The organism is Cyclobacterium sp. 10D3-21, assembly GCF_055809755.1.
In genome coordinates, this window is the sequence record NZ_CM147924.1 from 6,364,271 (window position 1) to 6,385,915 (window position 21,645).

The 21,645-nt window shown below is 38.9% G+C and carries 18 protein-coding genes and 1 tRNA gene; 5 read left to right on the forward strand and 14 right to left on the reverse strand.

Annotated elements, in window-relative coordinates; translation table 11 throughout:
* Positions 1-43: 43 nt before the first annotated feature.
* The 7 genes from AC0L7T_RS24775 to AC0L7T_RS24805 form a co-directional block, all read right to left on the reverse strand.
* Positions 44-1,204, reverse strand: coding sequence for a hypothetical protein (locus tag AC0L7T_RS24775; protein WP_473339167.1), 1,161 nt, complete (start codon positions 1,202-1,204; stop codon positions 44-46).
* Positions 1,205-1,362: 158 nt separating this feature from the next.
* Positions 1,363-1,800 carry a hypothetical protein gene (locus tag AC0L7T_RS24780; RefSeq protein WP_473339169.1) on the reverse strand — a complete coding sequence of 146 codons (438 nt, stop codon included), beginning with the start codon at positions 1,798-1,800 and terminating at the stop codon, positions 1,363-1,365.
* 11 nt (positions 1,801-1,811) lie between these two features.
* Positions 1,812-2,051: a hypothetical protein gene (locus AC0L7T_RS24785; protein WP_473339171.1), complete on the reverse strand. Its 240-nt coding sequence runs from the start codon at positions 2,049-2,051 to the stop codon at positions 1,812-1,814.
* 151 nt (positions 2,052-2,202) lie between these two features.
* Positions 2,203-2,781, reverse strand: a complete 579-nt coding sequence (locus AC0L7T_RS24790) for a hypothetical protein (protein ID WP_473339173.1) — start codon at positions 2,779-2,781, stop codon at positions 2,203-2,205.
* A 152-nt stretch (positions 2,782-2,933) separates the two neighbouring features.
* Positions 2,934-3,653: a GIY-YIG nuclease family protein gene (locus AC0L7T_RS24795; RefSeq protein ID WP_473339174.1), complete on the reverse strand. Its 720-nt coding sequence runs from the start codon at positions 3,651-3,653 to the stop codon at positions 2,934-2,936.
* Positions 3,654-4,299: 646 nt separating this feature from the next.
* A complete protein-coding gene (locus tag AC0L7T_RS24800; protein ID WP_473339175.1) occupies positions 4,300-5,469 on the reverse strand; it encodes an ATP-binding protein in 1,170 nt (389 codons plus the stop codon).
* A gap of 163 nt (positions 5,470-5,632) precedes the next feature.
* Complete coding sequence (locus tag AC0L7T_RS24805; protein WP_473339176.1) at positions 5,633-6,925, reverse strand: UDP-N-acetylmuramoyl-tripeptide--D-alanyl-D-alanine ligase; 1,293 nt, start codon at positions 6,923-6,925, stop codon at positions 5,633-5,635.
* Between the two features lie 184 nt (positions 6,926-7,109).
* Here AC0L7T_RS24805 and AC0L7T_RS24810 point away from each other — a divergent pair, with 184 nt between their 5' ends.
* Positions 7,110-9,239, forward strand: a complete 2,130-nt coding sequence (locus AC0L7T_RS24810; protein WP_473339177.1) for a T9SS type A sorting domain-containing protein — start codon at positions 7,110-7,112, stop codon at positions 9,237-9,239.
* Positions 9,240-9,472: 233 nt separating this feature from the next.
* On the opposite strand, the gene AC0L7T_RS24815 is transcribed toward AC0L7T_RS24810, so the two are convergent.
* Genes AC0L7T_RS24815 through AC0L7T_RS24830 form a run of 4 tightly spaced genes read right to left on the reverse strand, consistent with a single transcriptional unit; the run spans position 9,473 to position 12,019 of the window.
* Positions 9,473-10,264, reverse strand: a complete 792-nt coding sequence (locus tag AC0L7T_RS24815; protein WP_473339178.1) for an amidohydrolase — start codon at positions 10,262-10,264, stop codon at positions 9,473-9,475.
* 38 nt (positions 10,265-10,302) lie between these two features.
* Positions 10,303-10,851 (reverse strand): peptide deformylase, encoded by a 549-nt coding sequence (gene def, locus AC0L7T_RS24820; RefSeq protein ID WP_473339180.1) that lies wholly within the window; start codon positions 10,849-10,851, stop codon positions 10,303-10,305.
* Complete coding sequence (gene ruvX, locus AC0L7T_RS24825; RefSeq protein ID WP_473339182.1) at positions 10,848-11,261, reverse strand: Holliday junction resolvase RuvX; 414 nt, start codon at positions 11,259-11,261, stop codon at positions 10,848-10,850. The genes def and ruvX overlap by 4 nt, the downstream gene beginning before the upstream one ends.
* Positions 11,261-12,019 (reverse strand): hemerythrin domain-containing protein, encoded by a 759-nt coding sequence (locus tag AC0L7T_RS24830; protein ID WP_473339184.1) that lies wholly within the window; start codon positions 12,017-12,019, stop codon positions 11,261-11,263. Before AC0L7T_RS24830 ends, ruvX begins: the two co-directional genes overlap by 1 nt.
* Positions 12,020-12,192: 173 nt before the next feature.
* Between AC0L7T_RS24830 and AC0L7T_RS24835 the strand changes: the two genes are divergently transcribed.
* Entirely contained in the window at positions 12,193-13,824 is a 1,632-nt protein-coding gene (locus AC0L7T_RS24835; RefSeq protein WP_473339186.1) for a S41 family peptidase, read from the forward strand.
* A 113-nt stretch (positions 13,825-13,937) separates the two neighbouring features.
* A complete protein-coding gene (locus AC0L7T_RS24840) occupies positions 13,938-14,336 on the forward strand; it encodes a VOC family protein (RefSeq protein ID WP_473339187.1) in 399 nt (132 codons plus the stop codon).
* Between the two features lie 77 nt (positions 14,337-14,413).
* On the opposite strand, the gene AC0L7T_RS24845 is transcribed toward AC0L7T_RS24840, so the two are convergent.
* Positions 14,414-16,369: a M1 family metallopeptidase gene (locus tag AC0L7T_RS24845; RefSeq protein WP_473339189.1), complete on the reverse strand. Its 1,956-nt coding sequence runs from the start codon at positions 16,367-16,369 to the stop codon at positions 14,414-14,416.
* 246 nt (positions 16,370-16,615) lie between these two features.
* Here AC0L7T_RS24845 and AC0L7T_RS24850 point away from each other — a divergent pair, with 246 nt between their 5' ends.
* On the forward strand, positions 16,616-18,442 hold the full coding sequence (locus AC0L7T_RS24850; RefSeq protein WP_473339191.1) for a TonB-dependent receptor plug domain-containing protein: 1,827 nt from the start codon (positions 16,616-16,618) through the stop codon (positions 18,440-18,442).
* 372 nt (positions 18,443-18,814) lie between these two features.
* Here AC0L7T_RS24850 and AC0L7T_RS24855 read toward each other — a convergent pair whose 3' ends face one another.
* Both AC0L7T_RS24855 and AC0L7T_RS24860 read right to left on the reverse strand, forming a co-directional pair.
* A complete protein-coding gene (locus AC0L7T_RS24855) occupies positions 18,815-20,452 on the reverse strand; it encodes a sulfatase family protein (protein ID WP_473339192.1) in 1,638 nt (545 codons plus the stop codon).
* Positions 20,453-20,457: 5 nt separating this feature from the next.
* On the reverse strand, positions 20,458-21,021 hold the full coding sequence (locus tag AC0L7T_RS24860) for a sulfatase/phosphatase domain-containing protein (RefSeq protein ID WP_473339193.1): 564 nt from the start codon (positions 21,019-21,021) through the stop codon (positions 20,458-20,460).
* 517 nt (positions 21,022-21,538) lie between these two features.
* Here AC0L7T_RS24860 and AC0L7T_RS24865 point away from each other — a divergent pair.
* Positions 21,539-21,613 (forward strand) — tRNA-Val (locus AC0L7T_RS24865).
* The last annotated feature ends 32 nt before the right edge of the window (positions 21,614-21,645 follow it).

Consider the following 21,645-nt stretch of genomic DNA (forward strand, 5'->3'; position numbering starts at 1 on the left):
TTCTTTGTCCAAGTTGGTTGATTTGTCTTGATTAGTGGAAGTTTTAAAGTTTAAAATCAACATTTTTTAAATACTCATCAAGTGTAATATTACTTTCAGCCCTTTTTAGGGCAATTTCTATACTTACTGAAGCTGAAGCCAAACTTTTCATTTCGTCATCAACTAGACTTACTTTTGTTTGTTGAAATTTGTCCCGCACAAATTCATCGTCAAATATGGCACAAGATAGCTGGTCTAAGAACTGAGAAGCATGTATAAGGGCTGATTTTAAGTCGTGATTTGGTTTTGGTTTTAAATTGAGACAAAATACTCCGTTTAACTCCTCAGTAGATACGAATTTAAATCCGACAATTTGAACATTGTGGATTAGGTGCAAGAGAGAAGACTCGAATCGTACCTTAATATTCTCTGTCCCTCCTAATTCAGTGACAATTTCCTTGATGTAATTTAAGTCAAAAAGTACTTGACCTAATCGGATTACCCGATAGATATCCTGAGTCCAATGAACGATTTTGTAAAAGTCTGCGTACGAAATGGTACGAGTTTGAATAGTTCCCCTACCGTACTCAATAACTATATCGCTTTTATTTATGGTAAATGATTTATGAGCAGCTATGTTGCGCCATTGATTCGTGGATATTGAAAAAATTGGATCTTCGAGAAATAGAGAAACATCATTTTTTACCTGAGCCGGAAAATCTCTTATTAGTTTTCCGAAGTCAAAATTTGAATTGTCAATTACTGTTTGGTTCAGTTTGAAATGCGTTAGTTTATCTAATAATTTGAAGCGGGGCTTAAAGGCTCCTTCTAATGTTTCATCAATAGCTTTAAAATAGTAACTTATCTTATCTCTTTCTGAAAAAGTTGAGGAGTCAGGTTTTGTTAAAACATTCGTCATCCATTTCATGTCCGTATTTGAAACATCATAAAATGAATCAGCTATTATCTTAATGGTCTTTGGTTTGTCAATGTTTAAGCATTCCTTATATAAGTTAAATGTCCATTCAAATAATTTAAAGTATTCAGGCTTAGTGCAAAATCTGATATAATTAATAATCTCTGTCCTGAGAAGTTCTTTATTCTTTTCAAAAATGGATTTGTCGGTAAAGTATTTGCCAAACTTTAGGTCAATTAGGGCATTCCAATCCTCAACCGAGAATTCTTCGGTAAACTCCAAGTCTTCATATATTTTGTCTCGTCTCAATGCTTCTGATAATTACGCCTAACGGTTTGCAGCTACCCGAAGGGCGGGACTTTTACCACAAAACTTGATTTGAAAAACTAATGTTTGATTAACCACGAAACTGTCTTTGGAAAAGGAAACCGCGCCTTTTGGGTAGGTGCTGTTAGCACCAGTTTTTCTTATGTCGTCTCTGGAAACCACCATCCTTCGTGTTTATGTTTATAAACTTTATTTCTGTCGTCAATAATTATTAATTCACAAACAAATGGACTTTCAATGTAATCGGTGTTCCCTGGGTAAGGTCTTGTTTGTTGTAAATCAAATTCTATTGTCATTGTCGCTGAACTTACATAGTCCATTGTCGAGCCGCTACTTTCTACTAATCTTGGAAACCAATTATTCCAATGCTCTACCGATTGCTTTATTTGGTCAGTTAAAAGTTCAGTTGGTTCAGCTATGTTCTTTAAAATGTCAACTGTCAGTTTATTACAATTAGTCTTGCGAGCCTGTTTTAATAAGTGTCCCATAAAATAGTCGTCATTTATGTAGTTCATTAAACTTATAAATGAATGCCCGAAGTTGTGAGAAACACTTTTTAAAGGTTTATGACTTGTCATTTCGTGATTTTTTATGGCCAAATAAATTCTTTCGCTTTTGGACTTTCTGGGTCAAACCATTCTTCAGCAATTTCTTGAAAAATTGGTTGTCCTTTTTTGTGGGTTCTTGTTTGAATTAAATCCCCGACAGGTGCACCGTGTAAATATCTCAGTCGTCCAGTTGAGTCGAACATAATTTTTCCGTCATTAAGTAATGCGTCAAATTTTGGCCAATTCTTGATATTGTCTTTCGTTATTCTAATTCTATCCATTGTTTATTGGTGTGGTTCTAATATTGGTGCCAACGGTTTGCATATGGCTTGTGGCGGTTTCGAAGCACTTTCCTGTCCACCGAAACCAAAGGAGGCTACGGAGCGAAAACCTTGCTGACAGCCGTTCACCCGCCATAAGCTATATGCCGTGTTAGGGCACGTTTTTTATTTTTCCCTTTTTCAATTCAATATTTTCTCGAACAGTCATTGCTGCCTGTCGCAGATATTCTATATGTTCTTGTTTGCCAAAGTTCTCATAGTCGTTGTCCAATTCTGAAAGGTCCAGATTGTTCTTTTTTAACCAATTGTCCATAAATCGTTTTTGAATTGGTTCTCGTCTTTTATTCCAATCTTGTCTAATCCGTTTTGCTGTTGAATTAAAATCATCAATATTATCTCTGTTGTCAAGGTGTTTAGATTCGTCATATGGAAGTTCTGTGTTTCGAATCAATACAAATGGTAAATCCCCTACATCACTCCAAATTTCAATTTTTATCGGTTCCTTTTCGTAAACTGTCCAATGTTCTCGTCCTACGAACTCATTTTTCAGCATTTTAAATTCCAATTCAGTTTCTAAAAAATCAAACTCGGAAGCAGTCGTTTCCGTGTGAGTCAAAAACCAACTACTTTTATTTACAGGTGTCCCGGCAGATTGGTCACTCTTTGGTTTGTCAACTTTAGTGAGTTTGTCTGTCTTTCGTGTTCCAAATATTCTTGTGAGAATGTTCATTTTTTTAATGTGCCCTAACGGTCTCGTATAACCGTCAGTTACGGGTTAATATGCGTTAATTTTCGGTTTGGCACTGACTTTAGCAATTCCGAGTGGATTCGGACGAAGTCGAATCCGCCGTAATTGCGGTTATACATTGTTGTAGCCAGTTTTTATTTCATTTTTTCTTTAATTTCCAGCAAGTCAGTTATTCCCAAATTGAACCATTCGCCACGAATTCTTTTCTCACTAAATTTTTTGTGTAAATCCTTTTCAGTCGATATTGGTGAATTCCACAATGCTATTATTTCAGTTTCCGGGTCTTCTCCTTGTAAGGTTTTTTCTCTAGCTTTTGGTTTTATACTTCGACCAATTTTAGTGTAACCATTTCTCGGATTAAACATTAAATATATTTTATTACCATTTTCTGCTGATACATTTTCAGTATCTGTTGAAAAAATATCTTTAAACGCTTCTTTTTTATTCACGAATGGAACATAATCAATTCCGACTTTTTTTTTCACTATTAATGTTCCATTTTTATCTGCAATTTCATTTCCATAAGTAAACCGATTTAGCTTTTCTAACATTGTTCTTGTATGATTTTGAAATGTATTAAAAGCTTCTATTAAATCCGTATCTTTTGAATATTCCTGATTTATAACTTTTGCGAACCCAAGAGTAAAATCGTTCCGTTGTTTATCGTTTATTTTAAACCTGCAAACCAATCCACTTAATTCAGTTCTATTGTTAATATAAAATAAAAGATAATTATTGTCGGTTTTGTCATCTAAAAGCCAAATTCCGTAACAATGCTTATTTAATCCAGTCAAAACATTGTTTATCGGTCCATTATCAGATTCATTCATTTGAAGAATATCCTTTTCAGACAAATACTGACAATTTTCGGTTATATATTTTTGAATGATATTGGGCATTTTCTCAAATTGGCTACAACTCGTTTATAGGCGCAGTTTTATTGCACAATATAAACGTATTTTGTTGACTTGGTGTAGTTTTATTTCACTTTATATTTTTATATTCATGTGCTCTATTGGACTCCGGAGCTCTTTAAATTCCCTGTTACTTACATGCGTCTATATATCTGTGGTTCTACTGCTTTGGTGTCCAAGTAGCTCTTGTACATACCGTATATCAGTAGCCCCTTCATGCAAATTTGGCATAGGAATGGCGTAGCTAATGCGGAGTGACCGGCTTTTTAATGCCCGCTATTGAACCCTATCGTTCTACAAAATAATGGTCTTACTCATATGGTTGAAAAAATTGATTACCACAAGATACAAAATTTCAGGATTTCTCTACTATCTAAATCGTTTGAAGGTATTAATTTGAACCTGGGTTATGTAATAAGATTAGTAGTAAGGATTGCAATCGCAAGAAAACAGGCTGTTTGGCTGATTTTGAAGCGATTTCAGCACGGAATAAAAAGTCTATTGCCTATTTCGGGTTAAATTTGCAACTTACGCCCTCTAATATTTACAAAATGTTAATGCCTTGGCATTCATTTGTTTTAGTCTTTTAATAATTCAATCCAAAAGCCCAAAGAGGAATCTCATTGCGATATCCATATTCTATATCATCTTTCACAACAAATGAATTACCATCTTTTTCTATTTGATTCTGTTGCTTATTTTTTCCTCCAACCTCAAATGTATAGTGCTCAATTACGAAATCTGCTTTTTTTGAAGATATAACCTCATTTTTCACTTGCATTTGATTGAAAAAAAATGATTCTCGCAAATTTCCAACATTTGATTTTTCTCCAACCAAGTTGAAAATGATATTTGTATTATCTAAGTACACCTTATCAACCTTTCCTAACCCTCGAATCCCACCCGTTTCATTTCTTAACTGCCCAATAAGTCCTGCTTTTTCCATATATGAAAAATAATCATCTAAGGAGTTCCTACTTACACCAATCATTATAGAAATTTTTGAAAAATTAGGTTTAAACGGTACACTTTCTGCAATGATGGAAAGTAATCGTTTTAGTTTTCGACCTGTCCCAACATTTAGGTTTGCATATTGCGGAATATCCGATTCTAAAGTTTGAACAATAATTTGACCTAAACGTAAACTCATTTCATTTTCTAAACCAAATGGATAGTACCCTCGTCTCAAATAGTCATTAAATAGCGGTAAGGGATGTTGAATATTCTCAAGTTTTACTTCATTATTTATGATCTGTTTTAAAGTGTATATGTCCGATTCATAATTATGAAACAATTTCAAATATTCCCGAAATGACAATCCTTGTAATTTGTAAATAATTGCTCTACGGCTTAAATCAGCGGATCCTTTAAGGATGTCAAGTACAGAAGAACCTGTAAATACAACTTTCAATGTAGGAAATGAGTCATAAATGTTTTTAAGTTCTCGTGACCAGTCAGTGTATTTATGAATTTCGTCTATAAATAAATATTCTCCTGCATTTTTATAGAAATCTTCCGCTAAATCAATAAGTCTATGGTCTCCAAAATACATATCATCGGCTGAAACATATAAGGCTTTCTTACTATCTAATTTTTCTTTGATGTGCTGAAGAATCATGGTAGTTTTTCCAACTCCACGAGCACCGATAATTCCAATCATTCGGCTTTCCCACGAGACGTTATCGTACAAATAGCGTTTAAAATCTGTTGTTGTACTCTGTAATAGCGTTTCAAATTTCTGATATAATGTTCTCATAATTTCTCAATACTATTTCCACAAAGATAAAGAAATGCACAACGCATTCAACAATATACACCAATAATTGCTCAATACAATGTGCGGTCTTTCACTTGGCGTTAACGGGGCCCTACTGCAAGAAGTTGGCGATTTGGAAGCACTTCATAAAAGCAAACCATCCCTAAATAAAACCAAGCAATCCTTCTAACTTCATACCTCTGCTCCCTTTGATGAGAATCTGATAATCTTCTAAATTGGAGTCCTGCAGCCAGTTTCTTAGGGAAAAAGCGTCTGGGAAGTAAAGGGCTTTTGGGGCTTTGGAAAGGGCATATTGGGTGTCTTTTCCTGTAAAACAGATTTTATCCAGGGCTATTTTACTTACAAGTTCTCCCAACTTCTCGTGTTCAGCTTTGCTGTATTCTCCAAGCTCATACATGTCCCCAAGGATTACCATCTTGTGCTTGCGTTTATTCAACTTGCCAAATGCCTCAAGGGCTGCTTCCATGCTGGAAGGGTTGGCATTGTAGGCATCCAGTAAAATCAGGTTGCTTCTTTTTTCAATGATCTGGGAACGCATGTTTTCTGGTACATAAGCAGCGATGGCTGCGGCCACTTCCTTCATGGGTACCTTAAAAAATTTAGCGATACAAAGTGCTGCGGCAATATTGTCAAAGTTATAATGCCCAATAAGATTGGATACATAGCTAGTTTCCTCGGGAGGCAAGCTAAAGGACACATTAGGCGATGCGCCAAGGAAAGTTACCTGGCAAAAATCAGCTTTACCTGGAAAGAGAACAGGGTTTTTAAACCTTCTGATCATATTGGTAAAGATTTCCTGCCCGGAATTAATAAATACTTGCCCATCCGTCTCCAGTAAATATTGAAAAAGTTCTGTTTTTGTTTTCAATACCCCTTCAGACCCTCCCATGCCTTCTAAATGAGCCCTGCCAATATTGGTTATCAGCCCGTGAGTAGGCAAGGCTATCCGGCACAATTCATCTATATCCCCTTGCTTGTTGGCCCCCATTTCTACAATAGCAATCTCAGTTTCCTCCTTCAAACCCAAAAGCGTCAGGGGCACACCGATATGGTTGTTGAGGTTTCCCAGAGTCGCCAGGACCTTGTATTTAACCGACAATCCCCTGACCAACAATTCCTTTGTAGTGGTCTTCCCATTGGAGCCTGTTAGGCCAATAACCGGGATGTCCATTTGTTTTCGGTGATAAGTCGCCAGTTGCTGCAATGCCACTAAAACATCTTCCACCAAAAAAAACTTATCATTCACCACCACCTGTGGATCATCCACCACCACAACCATCGCTCCTGCCTCCAGGGCTTTCAATGCGTATTGATTCCCATCAAAAGAGGGACCTTTCAAGGCGAAAAACAAATCTCCTTCTTCGATTGTTCGGGTATCTGTTGAGACACGTTTGGAAGAAAGGAAAATGGAATACAATTGCGCTATTTTGTCCATAGAGGTTTTATGATTTACTTTGATCAAACTAAGACAGGTAATCTAAATGCTGAAATTTGAGACAAAAGTAATGCATCTGTTTTCAATTATGGCCGTTAAAGATGAAAAATACCTTTCTAAATGAATCGCAAAAATATAATTTTACACGTACAGAGGAATTGAAGCCAATTCATTATTTTCACTTATGTTGACAAAAACAATCCGCCTTCTTATAGTATTTGCCTTCTTTACCAGTATTGCAAAAGCCCAATACAACTTTGCGTTTCAGACAAATTTAGAGGTATATGATGAAAATGGAGAAGAGCTCCCCATGGCCTTCGCAGGAGGAATAAATGCGGCACAAATCCAACAATTTGACAGCAATAATGATGGGGAAGAGGAACTGGTCATTTGGGACATCAACTCAGGAAACATTAAGGTGTTTGAGAAAAATGGCACTGCTTATGGCTTTCTTCCCGGAGGAAACTACCTGTTCCCTGAAGATGTAAACGCCTTTCTACTGCTGGTTGATTTTGATGGGGACGGTAAAAAAGATTTGTTCACTGGTTCCCCATTTGGCATCAAGGCCTATAAAAACATCACTCCCCAAGACAGTGCCATGCCCGTTTGGGAAGTCGCTCAAAGCTTTCTACGTTTGGAAAACGGCTCCAACCTTACGGCAAATATACTAGACATACCGCTAATTGAAGACATAGACCAGGATGGAGATTTAGACGTACTGCTATTTAATTTTGCCTCAGGAGATTTTTTGGAGTACTACCAGAACACCAGCATAGAACGTAACGGAACGCCAGACATTGATCAATTCAAGGCTTCCCAAAACCATTGGGGGAATTTTGAATTTTGTGGTTGTGGAGACATTGGTTTTGGCATTACTTGTGGTGGCAATGCCATCAGCAATGCCAGAGTGGATACCGATAGACTAAAAATACTTCATTCAGGCGGGCATTCCCTGCTCTACAAGGACCTAAACCAGGATGGCATCAAGGACCTGTTGATGGGACGTGATGAGTGCAACTCCCTTTACTTCTTACCCAATGCCGGAACAGATGAGGCACCTGAATTTTCTTCCTTCAGTACGGAAATCCCTCAGTACGGTCAGTTACCTCAATTCCCTATTTTCCATGCCGGGTATGTTTTGGAAGAGGATTTGATCGTCTCTTCCCATTCCTCTGCCACCTCCTTCACCTACAAGATAGACTTTGCAAAAGCATTGTACCGGCTTTCACCAGATCCTGAATCCAGCCCATCTCCTTTTTTGATCAATGACATGCTGGATTTTGGCGAAAATTCCAGGCCTTTTTTTATCGGAAATAAATCCAATGGTGAGCTCTACATAGCGGCCAACACCAAGGTAGGGGATAAAATAATAGGTAGCATTTTCGCTTATGAATTGACAGAAAACCAAGCCCTGCTCGCTTCTAACGATTACCTCAATCTAAGCCAACTGGAATTAACTGAACCAAGTTATCAAAGGTTTCTAACGAAGGACAATCAGTCCTACCATATCGTAACCGGTGACGCTTATGAAAACAATGTTCCTCAGAAAAAGATTTATATCTCTGAAGTGGCCAACCCTGAAGTTCGCAGTGAATTGATGCTGCCATCTATTACTTTGCGGGGATTGGATCAGGTTCATTTTTTTCACGATCAAGCCAATAACTACCTCCTCCTGGCAAGACAAACAGGAGAACTGATGCTCTATTCGCTTAAAGTTAACAATGGCTTTGAAGCAGCCTTGTTGTCCAATAATTTTCTAGGGTTTATTGACAACCCCGTAGCCCGGAATTTAGCCGTGACAGTGAAATCGGGAGCAAAGCCTTTATTGATGGCCATCAACCAACAGGGGGTTTTGTATGCTGCTGAAGACTTCCTCCAAGAGGAAGAAAAATTTCCCGTCTCTATAATGTTGGCGGAGACAATATTTCCAGAAACCAGGTTTGGTCGCAACGCCTTCCCCACTTTTGTGCCACATTTATTGGGTGATGGCTTTGATTTGATCCTTGGCAACAAGGCTGGAGGGCTGGAATATTTAAGCCAAGTGGACAATGGTGGTACTGAACCAGGAGCCTCTACTGAAATATTGTTGTTCCCCAACCCAACGAATGGTCGGGAATTTAAAATTGCAATAAATAGAAATGCCCGGATGAATATCTACAGTCCTTCAGGGGCACTTATAATAAAGGGGATTGAGCTGGTGAAAAATCAGGAAAACCTACTTAACAGCTATGACTTCCCTTCAGGTTTGTACTTGTTGGAAATCATAAATGATGAAAATGAAAGGCATTATAGAAAGTTGATTGTAAAGCCTTGATAGAGGAGTCATTAACTCAAAAAATTATCGTAGGAATCCCCCTTAGTCCCCCTTAATCAAGGGGATTTTCGGAAATTGGTGTTTTATGCTGAATGGGTGAAGTTTTAATGAGCTCATGAAATTTCGAATCAGAAATGTACTCGCTAATCCTGAAAAACCAAACTCCCCCTTTTTTTTAAAGGGGGATCAAGGGGGATTTTTTACGTAACCTGAAAACTATTTTTCAGATCGAATCAATCTAGAGAAAAGCCATCGGAGTCTTTCCAGGCGGGGAATTTGCTGCGGTACTCCACAAGCTCTTTACCATTCAATTCAACTATGGAAATCTTAGCCGATTCCCCAGATTGAATAATATCGTCGCCTTTGAATCCATAGGCTGCGGAATGGCCACAATAAGCTACGCCATTGCCATCTTCTCCTACACGATTGACACCAACACAATAACATAAATTCTCAACTGCCCTGGCTCTGAGCAAAGCATCCCAAGCCGTCACCCTGGAGGCAGGCCAGGAGGCGATATAAAAAAGCAAGTCATAATCCATTTCACCTTCAGGCGTTGCCGTATTTCTAGACCAAAGAGGGAACCTTAGATCGTAACAAATTTGAGGGCGGATCTTCCAACCTTTGCAGGTGAAGATTTTGTTCTCTTCTCCCATAGAAAAAAAATTGTCTTCACCAGCCATTCGGAAAAGGTGTCGCTTGTCATAGTACAACAGCTCCCCATCCGGGGTTGCCCAAAGCAAGCGGTTGTAATAGCTGCCGTTCTCTTTTATAATGACACTACCTGTAATGATGGATTTTAACTGACCCGCCATTTGAAGTAGCCATTTAGTACTGTGAAGATTCATAGGTTCTGCCTGATTGGCTGAATTCATGGTAAAGCCAGTGGTAAACATTTCCGGCAAGACAATTATATCTGCCTTTTGGTCCATGGCCCATAGCTTTTCTTCAAACATGGCAAGATTAGCAGCGCTATTTTCCCAGTATATATCTGTTTGTACTAAAGCTAAAGTTAGATTTTGCATGGAGACAACCTTTAAATGAAAAAAAATTCAGCCTGAAATCAGGGGTAAAGCATGCGGTAATCAGTAGACACTTTGCCTTTGCTTATGTCCACCAATTTCCCTTTCACCATTCTCCTTTTCAGGCCTTTGAGGTAATCCACAAATAGGATCCCTTCCAGGTGATCATATTCATGCTGGATTACCCGTGCAGTCATCCCTGTAAACTCTTCTTCTTTGAGGTTCCAGTTTTCATCAAAATACTCAATGGTCAATTTTTCAGGCCGGGTTATTTCTGCCCTAACCTCTGGAATACTTAAGCATCCTTCTTCAAAAGGATATTTGTCTCCATATTCATCAAGAATTATGGGATTGATAAAAGCTTTTCTTATGCCTTTCTCTTCATCCTCTTCGTCCAACATCAGATTACTGTCCAGGACAAAAAGACGTATTCCCTTATTAATTTGAGGGGCAGCAAGACCTACACCATTGGCTTTGCCCATGGTATCAAACATATCCCTAATTAACCCGCTAACATCTTCACCTTCATGAATTTCTTCTGCCTCTTTCTTTAAAACCGGGTGACCGTAAGCTACTATAGGGTATATCATTTTCTATTTAAATATGTTTGTAAAATTATAGCGGCACTAATTTTATCCAGATTGCCCGCTTTTTCCATTCTATCTTTCTTCTTGCTACCCATGCTAATCATGGATTGCATGGCCATTTTGGAGGTGAAGCGCTCATCCACCAATTCAACCTTTATATCAGGGAATGTTTTTCTTAATCTTTTCTCCATGGATACGACAGGTTGTGTCATGTTCGTATCTGTGCCATCCAAGGATTTGGGCCATCCCAAAACTATTGTTGAGACCTCTTCCTTACTTGTGTAATTCTTTAGATAGTCCAACAATTGGTGTGTAGGTATAGTTTCCAAAGGACTTGCTACAATCACCAAAGGATCAGTAACGGCTAAGCCAGTACGCTTAGTTCCCAGGTCAATGGCCAGAACCCTGCCCATCAATTGTGCTTAATTTGCAAACGAAGTTTTCTTAAAACTTCCCGTTCAAGCTCTACTGCCTTTGGGAAAAGCAGGTCATTTTCAATTTTGGCATGTATCATTAATTCACTTTCGAGCTTTTGAAGTTCATAGTACAAGATCCTCACAGAAACACTTGCGCTATTAGAAATCTGGTAATCATTCGTGAGTTTCCTTATCCCCTTCATTTCATCGTCATGTGCATCATGCTCAGCTGCCATCTTCTGAATGGATGGTAGGGCAAATACTTTAACGCCTTCTGACAATGGAACCGAACCATTTTCGATTTCATGCAAATAAGCAATCCTTTCGAATAGGGTGTCTTCCTCCTCGTGAATGTGATGAATAAAGTCGTCAACAAACAGTGGGAACATAAGTCTCAGGTCGGTTATGAGACTTTTTTGAGTCTTCTCCATTTCAATTCCCTCCACCATGCTCGTAAGGAAAGGCAGTGCCTGCCTTATAAAATGCCTGTGCTTCTTTTTTAGGTAGCCTACCAAAACGCCTATCGGATGAAGAAAAAGTTCATCCGAAGTTGGCTCCACTCTAGTAGCCCAATCTTCCAATTCAGCAATTACCTGAGAGGGGTTTACATTGTATTTGGCACATACCTCTTTCAGGGAGTGTTGCTCATGATGAAAAAAACTTATTCCAAAATAGTGCAATACTTCAGCTAAAACATGGTTTTCAGTAACCAATTCTGCAATGGATTTTATATGTTTGTTTTCGGAAGAGTGCATTAACACAAAATTAAAAGAAATAAATGTAAAAAAAGTAAGTTAGCGCACCGATTTTAAAAATATTACGTTTATCTAAACGAAACGCCTGTAATACGTGTTTAATTGTAAAATTGGCGAAAAACGATTAAATTAAACGATGCTTTTCTTTGCATAAAAAAATAAACAGGAATAACGTGAGCATAAAGAAGAATACAAAATCACAAATAAGACTACCAATTTTCCTGGCTTTGGGTATTTCGGCAGGTATTTGGATAGGAGCGACGTTTGCAGAACCATCCTCGGATAGAAATGATCTGAAATCAGCAATTTATAAATTGCAGGAGATCATTACCTATATTAACAGGGATTATGTGGACAGTGTAGATACCAATGAGTTGGTGGAATTTGGCATTGAAAAAATGTTAGGAAAGCTTGATCCACACTCCAGTTATATCCCTGCTAAAGATGCTGCCTTGGCAAAATCTCAGCTAGAAGGAGAATTTGATGGAATAGGCATTGAGTTTGGAATTTTAAGAGACACCATATATGTGGTATCCCCACTTACCGGTGGACCTTCCGAGAAAATAGGTTTACTTTCTGGAGATCAAATCATTAAAGTAGATGGAGCCACAGTCGCAGGCACCGGGATCACCAATAGGGATGTATTTGATTTATTGCGTGGCCCTAAAGGTAGTCAGGTAGAAATTGCCATTAAAAGAAAGCGCGAATCAGACCTTCTGGACTTTAATATTACCCGAGATAAAATACCGCAATACAGTGTGAACGCCACTTACATGATAGACGGTGAAACAGGTTATATTAAGATAACCCGATTTGCCGCCAATACCCATGAAGAATTTAGAAGCGCCTTGCAGGAGTTGAAAGGAGAGGGAATGAAGCGTTTAATATTGGATCTTCAGGGAAATCCTGGAGGTTATATGGGAGCGGCCATAAATATTGCAGATGAAATGTTGAAAGACAAGGCCGTAATTGTGTCTCAAAAAGGAAAACTGGATAGATACAATCAGGAAGCATTTGCAGTACGCCCCGGCGCATTTGAAGAAGGGGCATTAATAGTCTTGGTAAATGAAGGCAGTGCTTCTGCCTCTGAAATTGTGGCCGGTGCCATTCAGGACAATGATAGAGGGCTAATTGTTGGCCGCAGATCTTTCGGCAAAGGACTTGTCCAGATGCCTATAGATTTATCGGATGGTGCTGAATTAAGACTTACCATTGCCAGGTATTACACTCCTTCTGGAAGATCCATTCAGAAACCTTACGGTGAGAGCGAAGAAGATTATGCCATGGATTATTACAATCGACTAGAGCATGGTGAATTCTTTAGTGCTGACAGCATAGACTTTAACGACAGCTTGAAATACGAAACTTTAAAAGGAAGAACCGTCTATGGCGGAGGAGGTATCATGCCTGATTACTTTGTCCCCATGGATACGAGCATGTCAAGCTCTTATGTCAACAGGTTGTTTAGCTCAGAGTCATGGAGAGAATACATCTTGGATTACCTGGATATGAATAAAAAGAAGTTTGATAAAATGCCTTTTGATTCATTTAACAAAGACTTCGAAATTACGGATGCGATGCTAAGTGATTTGGTCAAAACAGGAGAGAAATACAAAGTGAAGTTCAATGAAAAGGACTTTTCTAAATCGAAAGACTATTTAAAGATTCTCCTTAAGGCCCATATGGCTAGAAACATCTACGATGACGACGCCTTTTACAAGGTGATCAACGAGGTCAATGAAATTTACCAACAAGCTACTAAGCTGCTGGACAATGCAGGGGCTTTGGCTTTCTTTAAAGAATAATTACTTTATCATCAAAAAAGCCGGGGGAATTATTCCCTCGGCTTTTTTTTGTGTCCTAGTAATTTTACCTTGAACAAAATTAATACAGGTTTAACCCTAACCCGCTACTCCTTATGAGTGAATCTGCCCTAATTAAATTTAATCATTACGCCATTTACGCACGAAACCTTATTGAAACCAATAAATTTTACAGTGAAGTTATTGGACTTCAAAAAATTGAGGACCCCTTTAAAGATCACTTACACACTTGGTTTGACATTGGTCATGGACTATCTGTACATGTAATAGCAAGAGAACAGCCTTGGAAAGAACAACTTGTAGATCGAACCAACCATATATGTTTTTGCGTAAAAGACCTGGAAGGTTTTATGGAAAAATTGAATAAACATCAAGTACCTTTTGGGGATTCAAAAGGCAGTAACGGGAAGGTTAATCTCCGTCCGGATGGTATCCGACAAATATTCTTTCAAGACCCAAACGGCTATTGGATAGAAATTAATGATGATTTTTAAGTAAAAAATAGTCTCTTATTATTAATAATACCAAACAATTAAAAAAGGAGGGTGCTAAATAGCCCCTCCTTTTTTAATTACTTTTTATAAATTTCACTCGGCCATTTGTCATTCCCAATATTAATGTCTGGAAGTATTTTGTCCGGGTCAATTTCTACCCCAACAAGTTGCTTATTGGATTTGTGTTGATAATTCCAATTGTCTCCCCTCTGCCATATTTCAACAGGCAACATTATTCTTTCCTTGCTACCATCAGCATAGGTAAGCCCTAATTTCACAGGCATCGGCACTCCGCCTTTATTGCTTAGAATTACCACCTGATCATTCCCGTATGGCACTACATTTTCTATGGCCAGGTCAATATTCCCGGTGCCATAAAACCATGATTTCCAAAACCAGGAAAGATTTTCACCCCCTACATTTTCTATGACATTGAAGAAATCGTTTGGCTGAGGATGCTTGTAAGCCCAGGCATCTATATAGGCTTTAAAGGCATTGTCGAAACGCTCCTCGCCTAAAATATACTCTCTCAAAAGCAAAAGACCAATGGCAGGCTTCATATAAGCAATCATTCCTAAATTTGAAGTATTGGCAACATCTGGATAAGTATCGATTCCCTCTCGATCCTCGCTGGTTAACCAGTTTACATATTTCCTGGTTTGCTGCAAGTCCGAACCATATTCACCTTCATTAAATACCTCTGAACTGTAGTGATTTATAAAAGAGTTGAACCCTTCGTCCATCCATGCATAGCGTCTTTCATTTGTTCCAACAATCATAGGGAACCAATTGTGTCCAAATTCGTGGTCTGTTACCCCCCAAAGCGACCCTTCTTTGCTTTTATAGCTACAGAAATTTAGCCCAGGGTATTCCATACCATTAATGTCTGCCGCGACATTAACTGCCGCAGGGTATGGATAAGGGTACCATTTATTGGAGTAGTGCTCGATAGATGCCTTGCTGTACTCGGTAGACCTGCTCCACGCATCCTGCCCGTCACTCTCTTTAGGATAAACAGATTGCGCAATGGCCTTTTTACCCCCAGGTAAATTAATTCTTGCTGCATCCCAGATAAAAGCCTTGGAAGAAGCAAAAGCAACATCCCTTGAATTTTCTATTTTAAAATGCCATGTAAGCGTTCCCTCTTGTTTCGGCCTTGTCAATTCTGGTTTTAAAACCTCCTCAGGTTTTACTAGATAAACAGTTTCATCACTATTGTTGGCCTTCTCCAACCGCTCCAATAAGGTCCCATTCAGCACTTCTTTGGGATTCTGAAGCGCACCAGAACCAACCACAATATGGTCATAGGGTACCGTCACTTTATAGTCAAAATCTCCATACTCCAGGTAAAATTCACCAGCGCCCAGATACGGGTCAATGTTCCACCCTTCCACATCATCAAAAACAGCTACTCTTGGATACCATTGTGCCAGCGCATAAATGGTGCCATCAGCCACTTTCAATCTACCCATTCTATCCATTCCTTTCACCGGAATTTTAAATTCAAAATTCATGGAAACAGTGGCTTCTCCACCGTTAGCAGGAATGGGTTCATTGAAGAACACCTGCATCCTTGTATCCGTGATAATATGTTTTGAGGAAGCTATACTTCCTCTTTTACTCAATTTTGCAGTTACATTATTGACCTTAAAGCCACCATCAATGTCTCCCGAATACCTATTGCCCTGAATAGGTGTAGTAAGTGTTCCTCTAGAATCTGCTGTAAACCTATTTTGCTCTAGATGAAGCCAAATAAATGGCAAGTTTTCCGGACTATTGTTGGTATAGGTAATGTCTACCTTGCCAACCACTGTATGCTCGTCTTCATCAATAGTAACAGCTATTATATAATCGGCTCCATTTTGCCAATAGTCTGGCCCTGGCTTTCCCGAAGCGGCCCTATAGGCTGAACCTTGTCTATAAGTAAATTCATTGAATTCACTCTGGTTATTGCTTGTCACCTGGCCCAAAACCCAATTGCTGGAAAACATAAGGGCTACAACCAGCCATTTGCTTAGATGATTATATTTCATAATTCTTTTTTTTGCTAAATTAAAAGAATTGAGTAACAAAAAGGAATTCACAGGTATTATTCGTTCATTATCTTGCACTACCTAAGACAAAGAGAGGCTTAGAATTAGGTGAAAATTAAAAGTTTATACCGCAAAACACAGGGCTATTAATTAGAACTATAAGTTTGCTGTGTTGAACGACTACGATCTTCGGATTTGTATTTCTAAGATTTTGAAGAGTACTTTGGGCCGCAAATAACTATTAATATGAAACACTGCCTACTATTAAGCTTTCTTTTGCTCAGTGCATTAACCACACTGGCCCAAAATGACAGCATCACGCATACCTTAGAAGAAGTAATCATTAAGGAGAATAGGATGAAAATCCCCTTTTCCAAGAGTTCCAGAAACATAAGTATTATCCACAGAAAGGAAATTGAAACAACTCCAGGAAGAAGCCTTCAGGAAATCCTGTCTTTTACGCCCGGTATTGACGTTAGGCAAAGGGGCGTGAGTGGTGTGCAGGCAGACATAGGCATTCGAGGTGGTTCTTTTGAGCAGACCCTTATGTTGGTCAACGGGATTAAACTTTCAGACCCACAAACAGGGCACCACATGGTCAATATCCCGGTGCCATTGTCCAGTGTTCAGAGAATTGATGTACTCAAAGGCCCTGCTTCCAGAATATACGGACAAAATGCCTATGCTGGTGCAATAAACATTGTCACAGAGCTTTCTGATAGTTTCAACCTGCAAGGCGGCGTTTATGGGGGTGATTTTGGCATGAGAGGTGGCTCTTTTCAAGCGTCCTTACCAATCGGAAAGTTCAAACAAAACATATCAGTTGCTCATGATGCCAGCGATGGACATTGGCACAATAGCGATTATTCCATCAATACCCTCTTCTATGAAGCTGGATTAGCCTTGACAAATTCCCAGGAATTAAAAACCATTCTGTCATTTGCGGGTAGGGATTTTGGGGCCAATGGTTTTTACACAAGTTCTTTCCCTGAACAATGGGAAAGCACCCAAACCAGCCTGGCAGCCATCAGTCATACACTAGAAAAAGGCAATACTTATCTTCAGACACGGGCTTATTGGAGAAGTAACAAAGATGAATTCAGGTTGGTAAGGAATGATCCTTCCTTTTTTCAAAACCAACATACAACCAATGTTTATGCCATTGAAATCAATGGCCGTCAGGACACTGATTTTGGTACGCTAGGATATGGGGTAGAAGGAAGACAGGAAGATATAGACAGCAATAATCTGGGCTTAAGAGAAAGAACCATCATGGGTGCTTTTCTGGAACATCGATTGAATTTTTCAAAATTTGGAGACGTAAGGGCAGGGCTCTATTCCAATTATTATTCAGAATATGGATGGAAACATTTCCCGGGAGCTGAGGTGGGTTATCAACTCAACCCATGGTTGAGAACCTATGCCAATTTCGGCATGAGCTTCCGAATCCCTACTTATACTGATTTGTATTATGTTGGCCCCACCAATATAGGCAATGAAGACCTGAAGCCTGAAAAAGCAATCAATTATGAAGGTGGGTTCAAAATTTCCAAAAAAGGGTTTAGAGCAGAAGTGGTGTATTTTAACCGACATACTGACAACCTGATTGAATGGACCAGGGCCGATACTGAATCCCCGTGGGAGCCACAAAACTTTAACGAGGTCACTTTTCAGGGAATAGAAACAGGGATACAGTACCAATTTGCTGATACGCAAAAGGATTTAAAATTACAGGAAATAAGTATCAGTTATAACTATATAGATGCCAACCTTATAGAGAAAGAAGGGATAGAAACCAGGTATTCTTTAACGGCACTCCGTCATCAGCTAATCACAGGTCTGCAACTAACCTTTAAAGAAAGCTTCGAACTTACTGCTAAAATGAGGTATATAGAAAGGATGAGCTTAGACCCCTACTTCTTATTTGACGCCCGTCTGGATTATAATCGCCTGAAAAAATTCAGCTTTTTCACAGAGATTTCGAATATTAGCAATACGGATTACGTAGAAGCCGGAACCGTGCAAATGCCGGGGAGATGGGCAAGAGCCGGGATGAATTTCAGGTTAAAGTAAGTAAATATAGGGTACGAAAAGAAAACTTCGATTCCATCTATCTTTTTATAGCTTAACATTACATTCTATGCTGATGTTAAGCTATAAAATTTAATAAATCCAAAAAACCCCAACGGGGTGGAATTTTTGTAGCCAAGGGCGGCAGCCCTTGGATTAGATAATTATATAAAATACGATTTTGGCGGTATTGTTGCTTTTTTTTTCAGCAACAATGCTGACAAAATCTCAAGCTAAGTTAGCTTCAAAACGTTGCCAATCGATATCTTAGGATCTGGGTTAAAGCAAAGAAGCCCCTGCAAAGAGAGATTACTCATTTGCAGGGGCTTCTTTCAATAGGCCCTTTTTGCCAATAATAGCAAAAATTACCTTAACCTAGTTGCGTCTTTTATTGTACGCTTCCATATAAGCCTCCAGGTATTTTTTATCGTTTTCGTTGCTGTCTCCATATTTTTCACGGAGTCCTTTCAGTCTTTCATGCATCATGGTTCTTACCTCTGCATATTCCGGATCGTCATACACATTGTTCATCTCAGAAGGGTCTGTTTTCAAGTCATACATTTCCCACTCGTCAATGTCATAATAGAAATGCATCAATTTGTAGCGATCTGTGGCTACTCCATAATGACGCTTTACCATGTGTACAGAAGGATACTCATAGTAAGTGTAATAGACAGCATCTCTCCATTCCCCTGATTCTCCACTTACCAGTTTCCGGAAAGATTCTCCCTGCATTTCTTTCGGGGTATCAACACCCGCATAATCCAGGAAGGTAGGCGCAAAATCTAGGTTTTGAACCAGTTTATCAATTTTGGTACCCGCTTTAATTTCTTTTGGATAACGAACCAAAAGAGGCGTTCTGAAAGATTGCTCATACATAAAACGCTTGTCAAACCAGCCATGTTCTCCCAGGTAAAAACCTTGATCAGAAGTATAGACTACAATAGTATTCTCAGCCAAACCGTTGGCTTCCAAATAATCAAGTACTTCACCTACACCATCATCTACTGACTTGATTGTTCTCAGGTAATCTTTAATGTAACGGTTAAATTTCCAGTGCGCAATTTCCCTCTTTTTCTCATTGCTAAAAGTAGCCTCATCTCCTTGTCCAAAAACCTTTTTAAAAGCTTCATTTTTTGGGTCATAGGCTGCTTTCCACTTGGCCAGTTGTTCTGGATTAAAACGCTTTAATTCATTGGCAAAACCAGTACTGTCACCATAAGGGTCCACTTCCATTTTAAAATCATGTCCCCATCGGGCATGTCCATCTATTTCCATCTCTTGTGTCTTGGCAGCAGTTCCTCTACCAGCATAATTGGTTTCCTGATCAAAGAAGTTGGCAGGAGGTGTAAAGTCCCTATCATCATACAATGTCAGGTATTCTTCTGCAGGCTTCCAGTTTCTATGAGGTGCCTTTTGATGGTACATCAATGCAAAAGGTTTTTCTTTATCCCTTCCAGTTTCCAACCATTTTAAGGCTTCATCTGTGGTAATGTCGGTCACATAACCCTCAAACCTTGTTCGCTTACCATCTACCAAAAAGTCTGGATTGTAATAATTTCCTTGACCAGGTAAAACCATGGAGTAATCAAAACCTTGAGGCAATCCATCCAGGTGGATCTTTCCGATCAAAGCTGTTTGGTATCCATTCGCTTGAAATAGCTTCGGGAAATTGTCCTGATTCCAATCAAAGGGCTGCACATTGTCCACCTTACCATTGACAAAACTGTGTTTGCCAGTAAGAAGAACCGCCCGACTAGGGGCACAAATGGAGTTGGTTACAGTGGCTCTTGTAAAGATGGCGCCTTCATTCGCTATCCTGTCTATATTCGGTGTTTCATTCAAATCATGTCCATAAGCACTGATGGCCTGATAAGCATGGTCATCTGACATGATAAAGAGGATATTGGGTGGTTTTTCATCCGTATTTTCCTCCACTTTGGTATTACATCCTACGGCCATATAGACAATGGCAGCCATGTAAAAGATTAATTTTAGTTTACAAAAATTCATTGTATTTATTGTTTAATTGTTTCAATTCTACCAGGTTCACGCCTGTTTTTTCCAGGTATTTTCATCAAGTCATCCCCCATATCTGTGCGCACTTCATCTGCCAATAATGACAGTTCCGCTACAATTTGAGGGTATTCTTTTTTAACATCATAGCGTTCTCCAGGATCTCTTCGGAGATCGTACAAGGCCAAATCTGTTTCTACCTGTCTTGTCCCACCATTCACACCATCTTTACCAGGAGAAGACCCTTCATAAGTACGGTGAATATGTGGAAATACGAGTTTCCAATGGCCTTTTCGCACTGCCTCCAAAGCATTTTTTTGGTAATAATAGTTAAACGTTTCCCTTGGATTGGCATTCGGTATATTCTCCCATAATGCCAGTATGCTTACGCCGTCAATTATTCTTTCCGGTAAAGGCACGTTCAGAATTTCCGCAAAAGTTGGGAAAAAATCGATGGTGGAAGCCAATTTATTATTGATGGCACCTTCTGGGACTCTTTTGGGCCATTTCACGATGCACGGCACTCGCTGCCCGCCTTCAAAACTGGTGCCCTTCCCTTCTCTCAAACCACCTGCAGAACCTGCATGTGTCCCGAAATTCAGCCAAGGGCCATTGTCATCATTTCCTGATAATTAGTGGCAAGTACTACCCCTGACTTCTAACAGAGAGTAGAAAGCCTAATAGTTGATCCAATTTTAATCCTAAAAATGGGCAAATTAATCATCCTTTACAAAAGAAATCTAGAAGAAATAACTCCTATATCGATAAAGTGCTTAAGCTTGTAAAACATCAATGAATTCTATTGCACCATATAGGAGTAAAGGTTACCTTAATTTTCACTAAAATGTACGTGTTAATATCGTGAATTCTATATATTGATTTATAAAAAGCTTTACCAGCAATTTAAATTGAAAAAAACCAGGTTAATTTTTGCAACATTAAAATTTAACCCTACATTTGCAATCCAAATCGGGTGATTTACCACTACCAATTGCTTTAAGTGCACTTCATACCGCTAGGTTAATTTGTTGAAAAAAGAATAATTAAGAGGTTAAAAGTAACCTAAAATTAATTTAAAATATTGGGAGTTTAGCTCAGTTGGTTCAGAGCATCTGCCTTACAAGCAGAGGGTCGGGGGTTCGAATCCCTCAACTCCCACAATAATTATAAATCACATTTCCGGTAAAAGT

Bases quoted from the DNA above. Each gene is read 5' to 3' on its own strand.
- AC0L7T_RS24780 (WP_473339169.1), bottom strand. From the start codon at position 1,800: ATGACAAGTCATAAACCTTTAAAAAGTGTTTCTCACAACTTCGGGCAT.
- AC0L7T_RS24785 (WP_473339171.1), bottom strand. From the start codon at position 2,051: ATGGATAGAATTAGAATAACGAAAGACAATATCAAGAATTGGCCAAAA.
- AC0L7T_RS24790 (WP_473339173.1), bottom strand. From the start codon at position 2,781: ATGAACATTCTCACAAGAATATTTGGAACACGAAAGACAGACAAACTC.
- AC0L7T_RS24800 (WP_473339175.1), bottom strand. From the start codon at position 5,469: ATGAGAACATTATATCAGAAATTTGAAACGCTATTACAGAGTACAACA.
- AC0L7T_RS24805 (WP_473339176.1), bottom strand. From the start codon at position 6,925: ATGGACAAAATAGCGCAATTGTATTCCATTTTCCTTTCTTCCAAACGT.
- AC0L7T_RS24810 (WP_473339177.1), top strand. From the start codon at position 7,110: ATGTTGACAAAAACAATCCGCCTTCTTATAGTATTTGCCTTCTTTACC.
- AC0L7T_RS24815 (WP_473339178.1), bottom strand. From the start codon at position 10,264: ATGCAAAATCTAACTTTAGCTTTAGTACAAACAGATATATACTGGGAA.
- def (WP_473339180.1), bottom strand. From the start codon at position 10,851: ATGATATACCCTATAGTAGCTTACGGTCACCCGGTTTTAAAGAAAGAG.
- ruvX (WP_473339182.1), bottom strand. From the start codon at position 11,261: ATGGGCAGGGTTCTGGCCATTGACCTGGGAACTAAGCGTACTGGCTTA.
- AC0L7T_RS24830 (WP_473339184.1), bottom strand. From the start codon at position 12,019: ATGCACTCTTCCGAAAACAAACATATAAAATCCATTGCAGAATTGGTT.
- AC0L7T_RS24840 (WP_473339187.1), top strand. From the start codon at position 13,938: ATGAGTGAATCTGCCCTAATTAAATTTAATCATTACGCCATTTACGCA.
- AC0L7T_RS24845 (WP_473339189.1), bottom strand. From the start codon at position 16,369: ATGAAATATAATCATCTAAGCAAATGGCTGGTTGTAGCCCTTATGTTT.
- AC0L7T_RS24850 (WP_473339191.1), top strand. From the start codon at position 16,616: ATGAAACACTGCCTACTATTAAGCTTTCTTTTGCTCAGTGCATTAACC.
- AC0L7T_RS24855 (WP_473339192.1), bottom strand. From the start codon at position 20,452: ATGAATTTTTGTAAACTAAAATTAATCTTTTACATGGCTGCCATTGTC.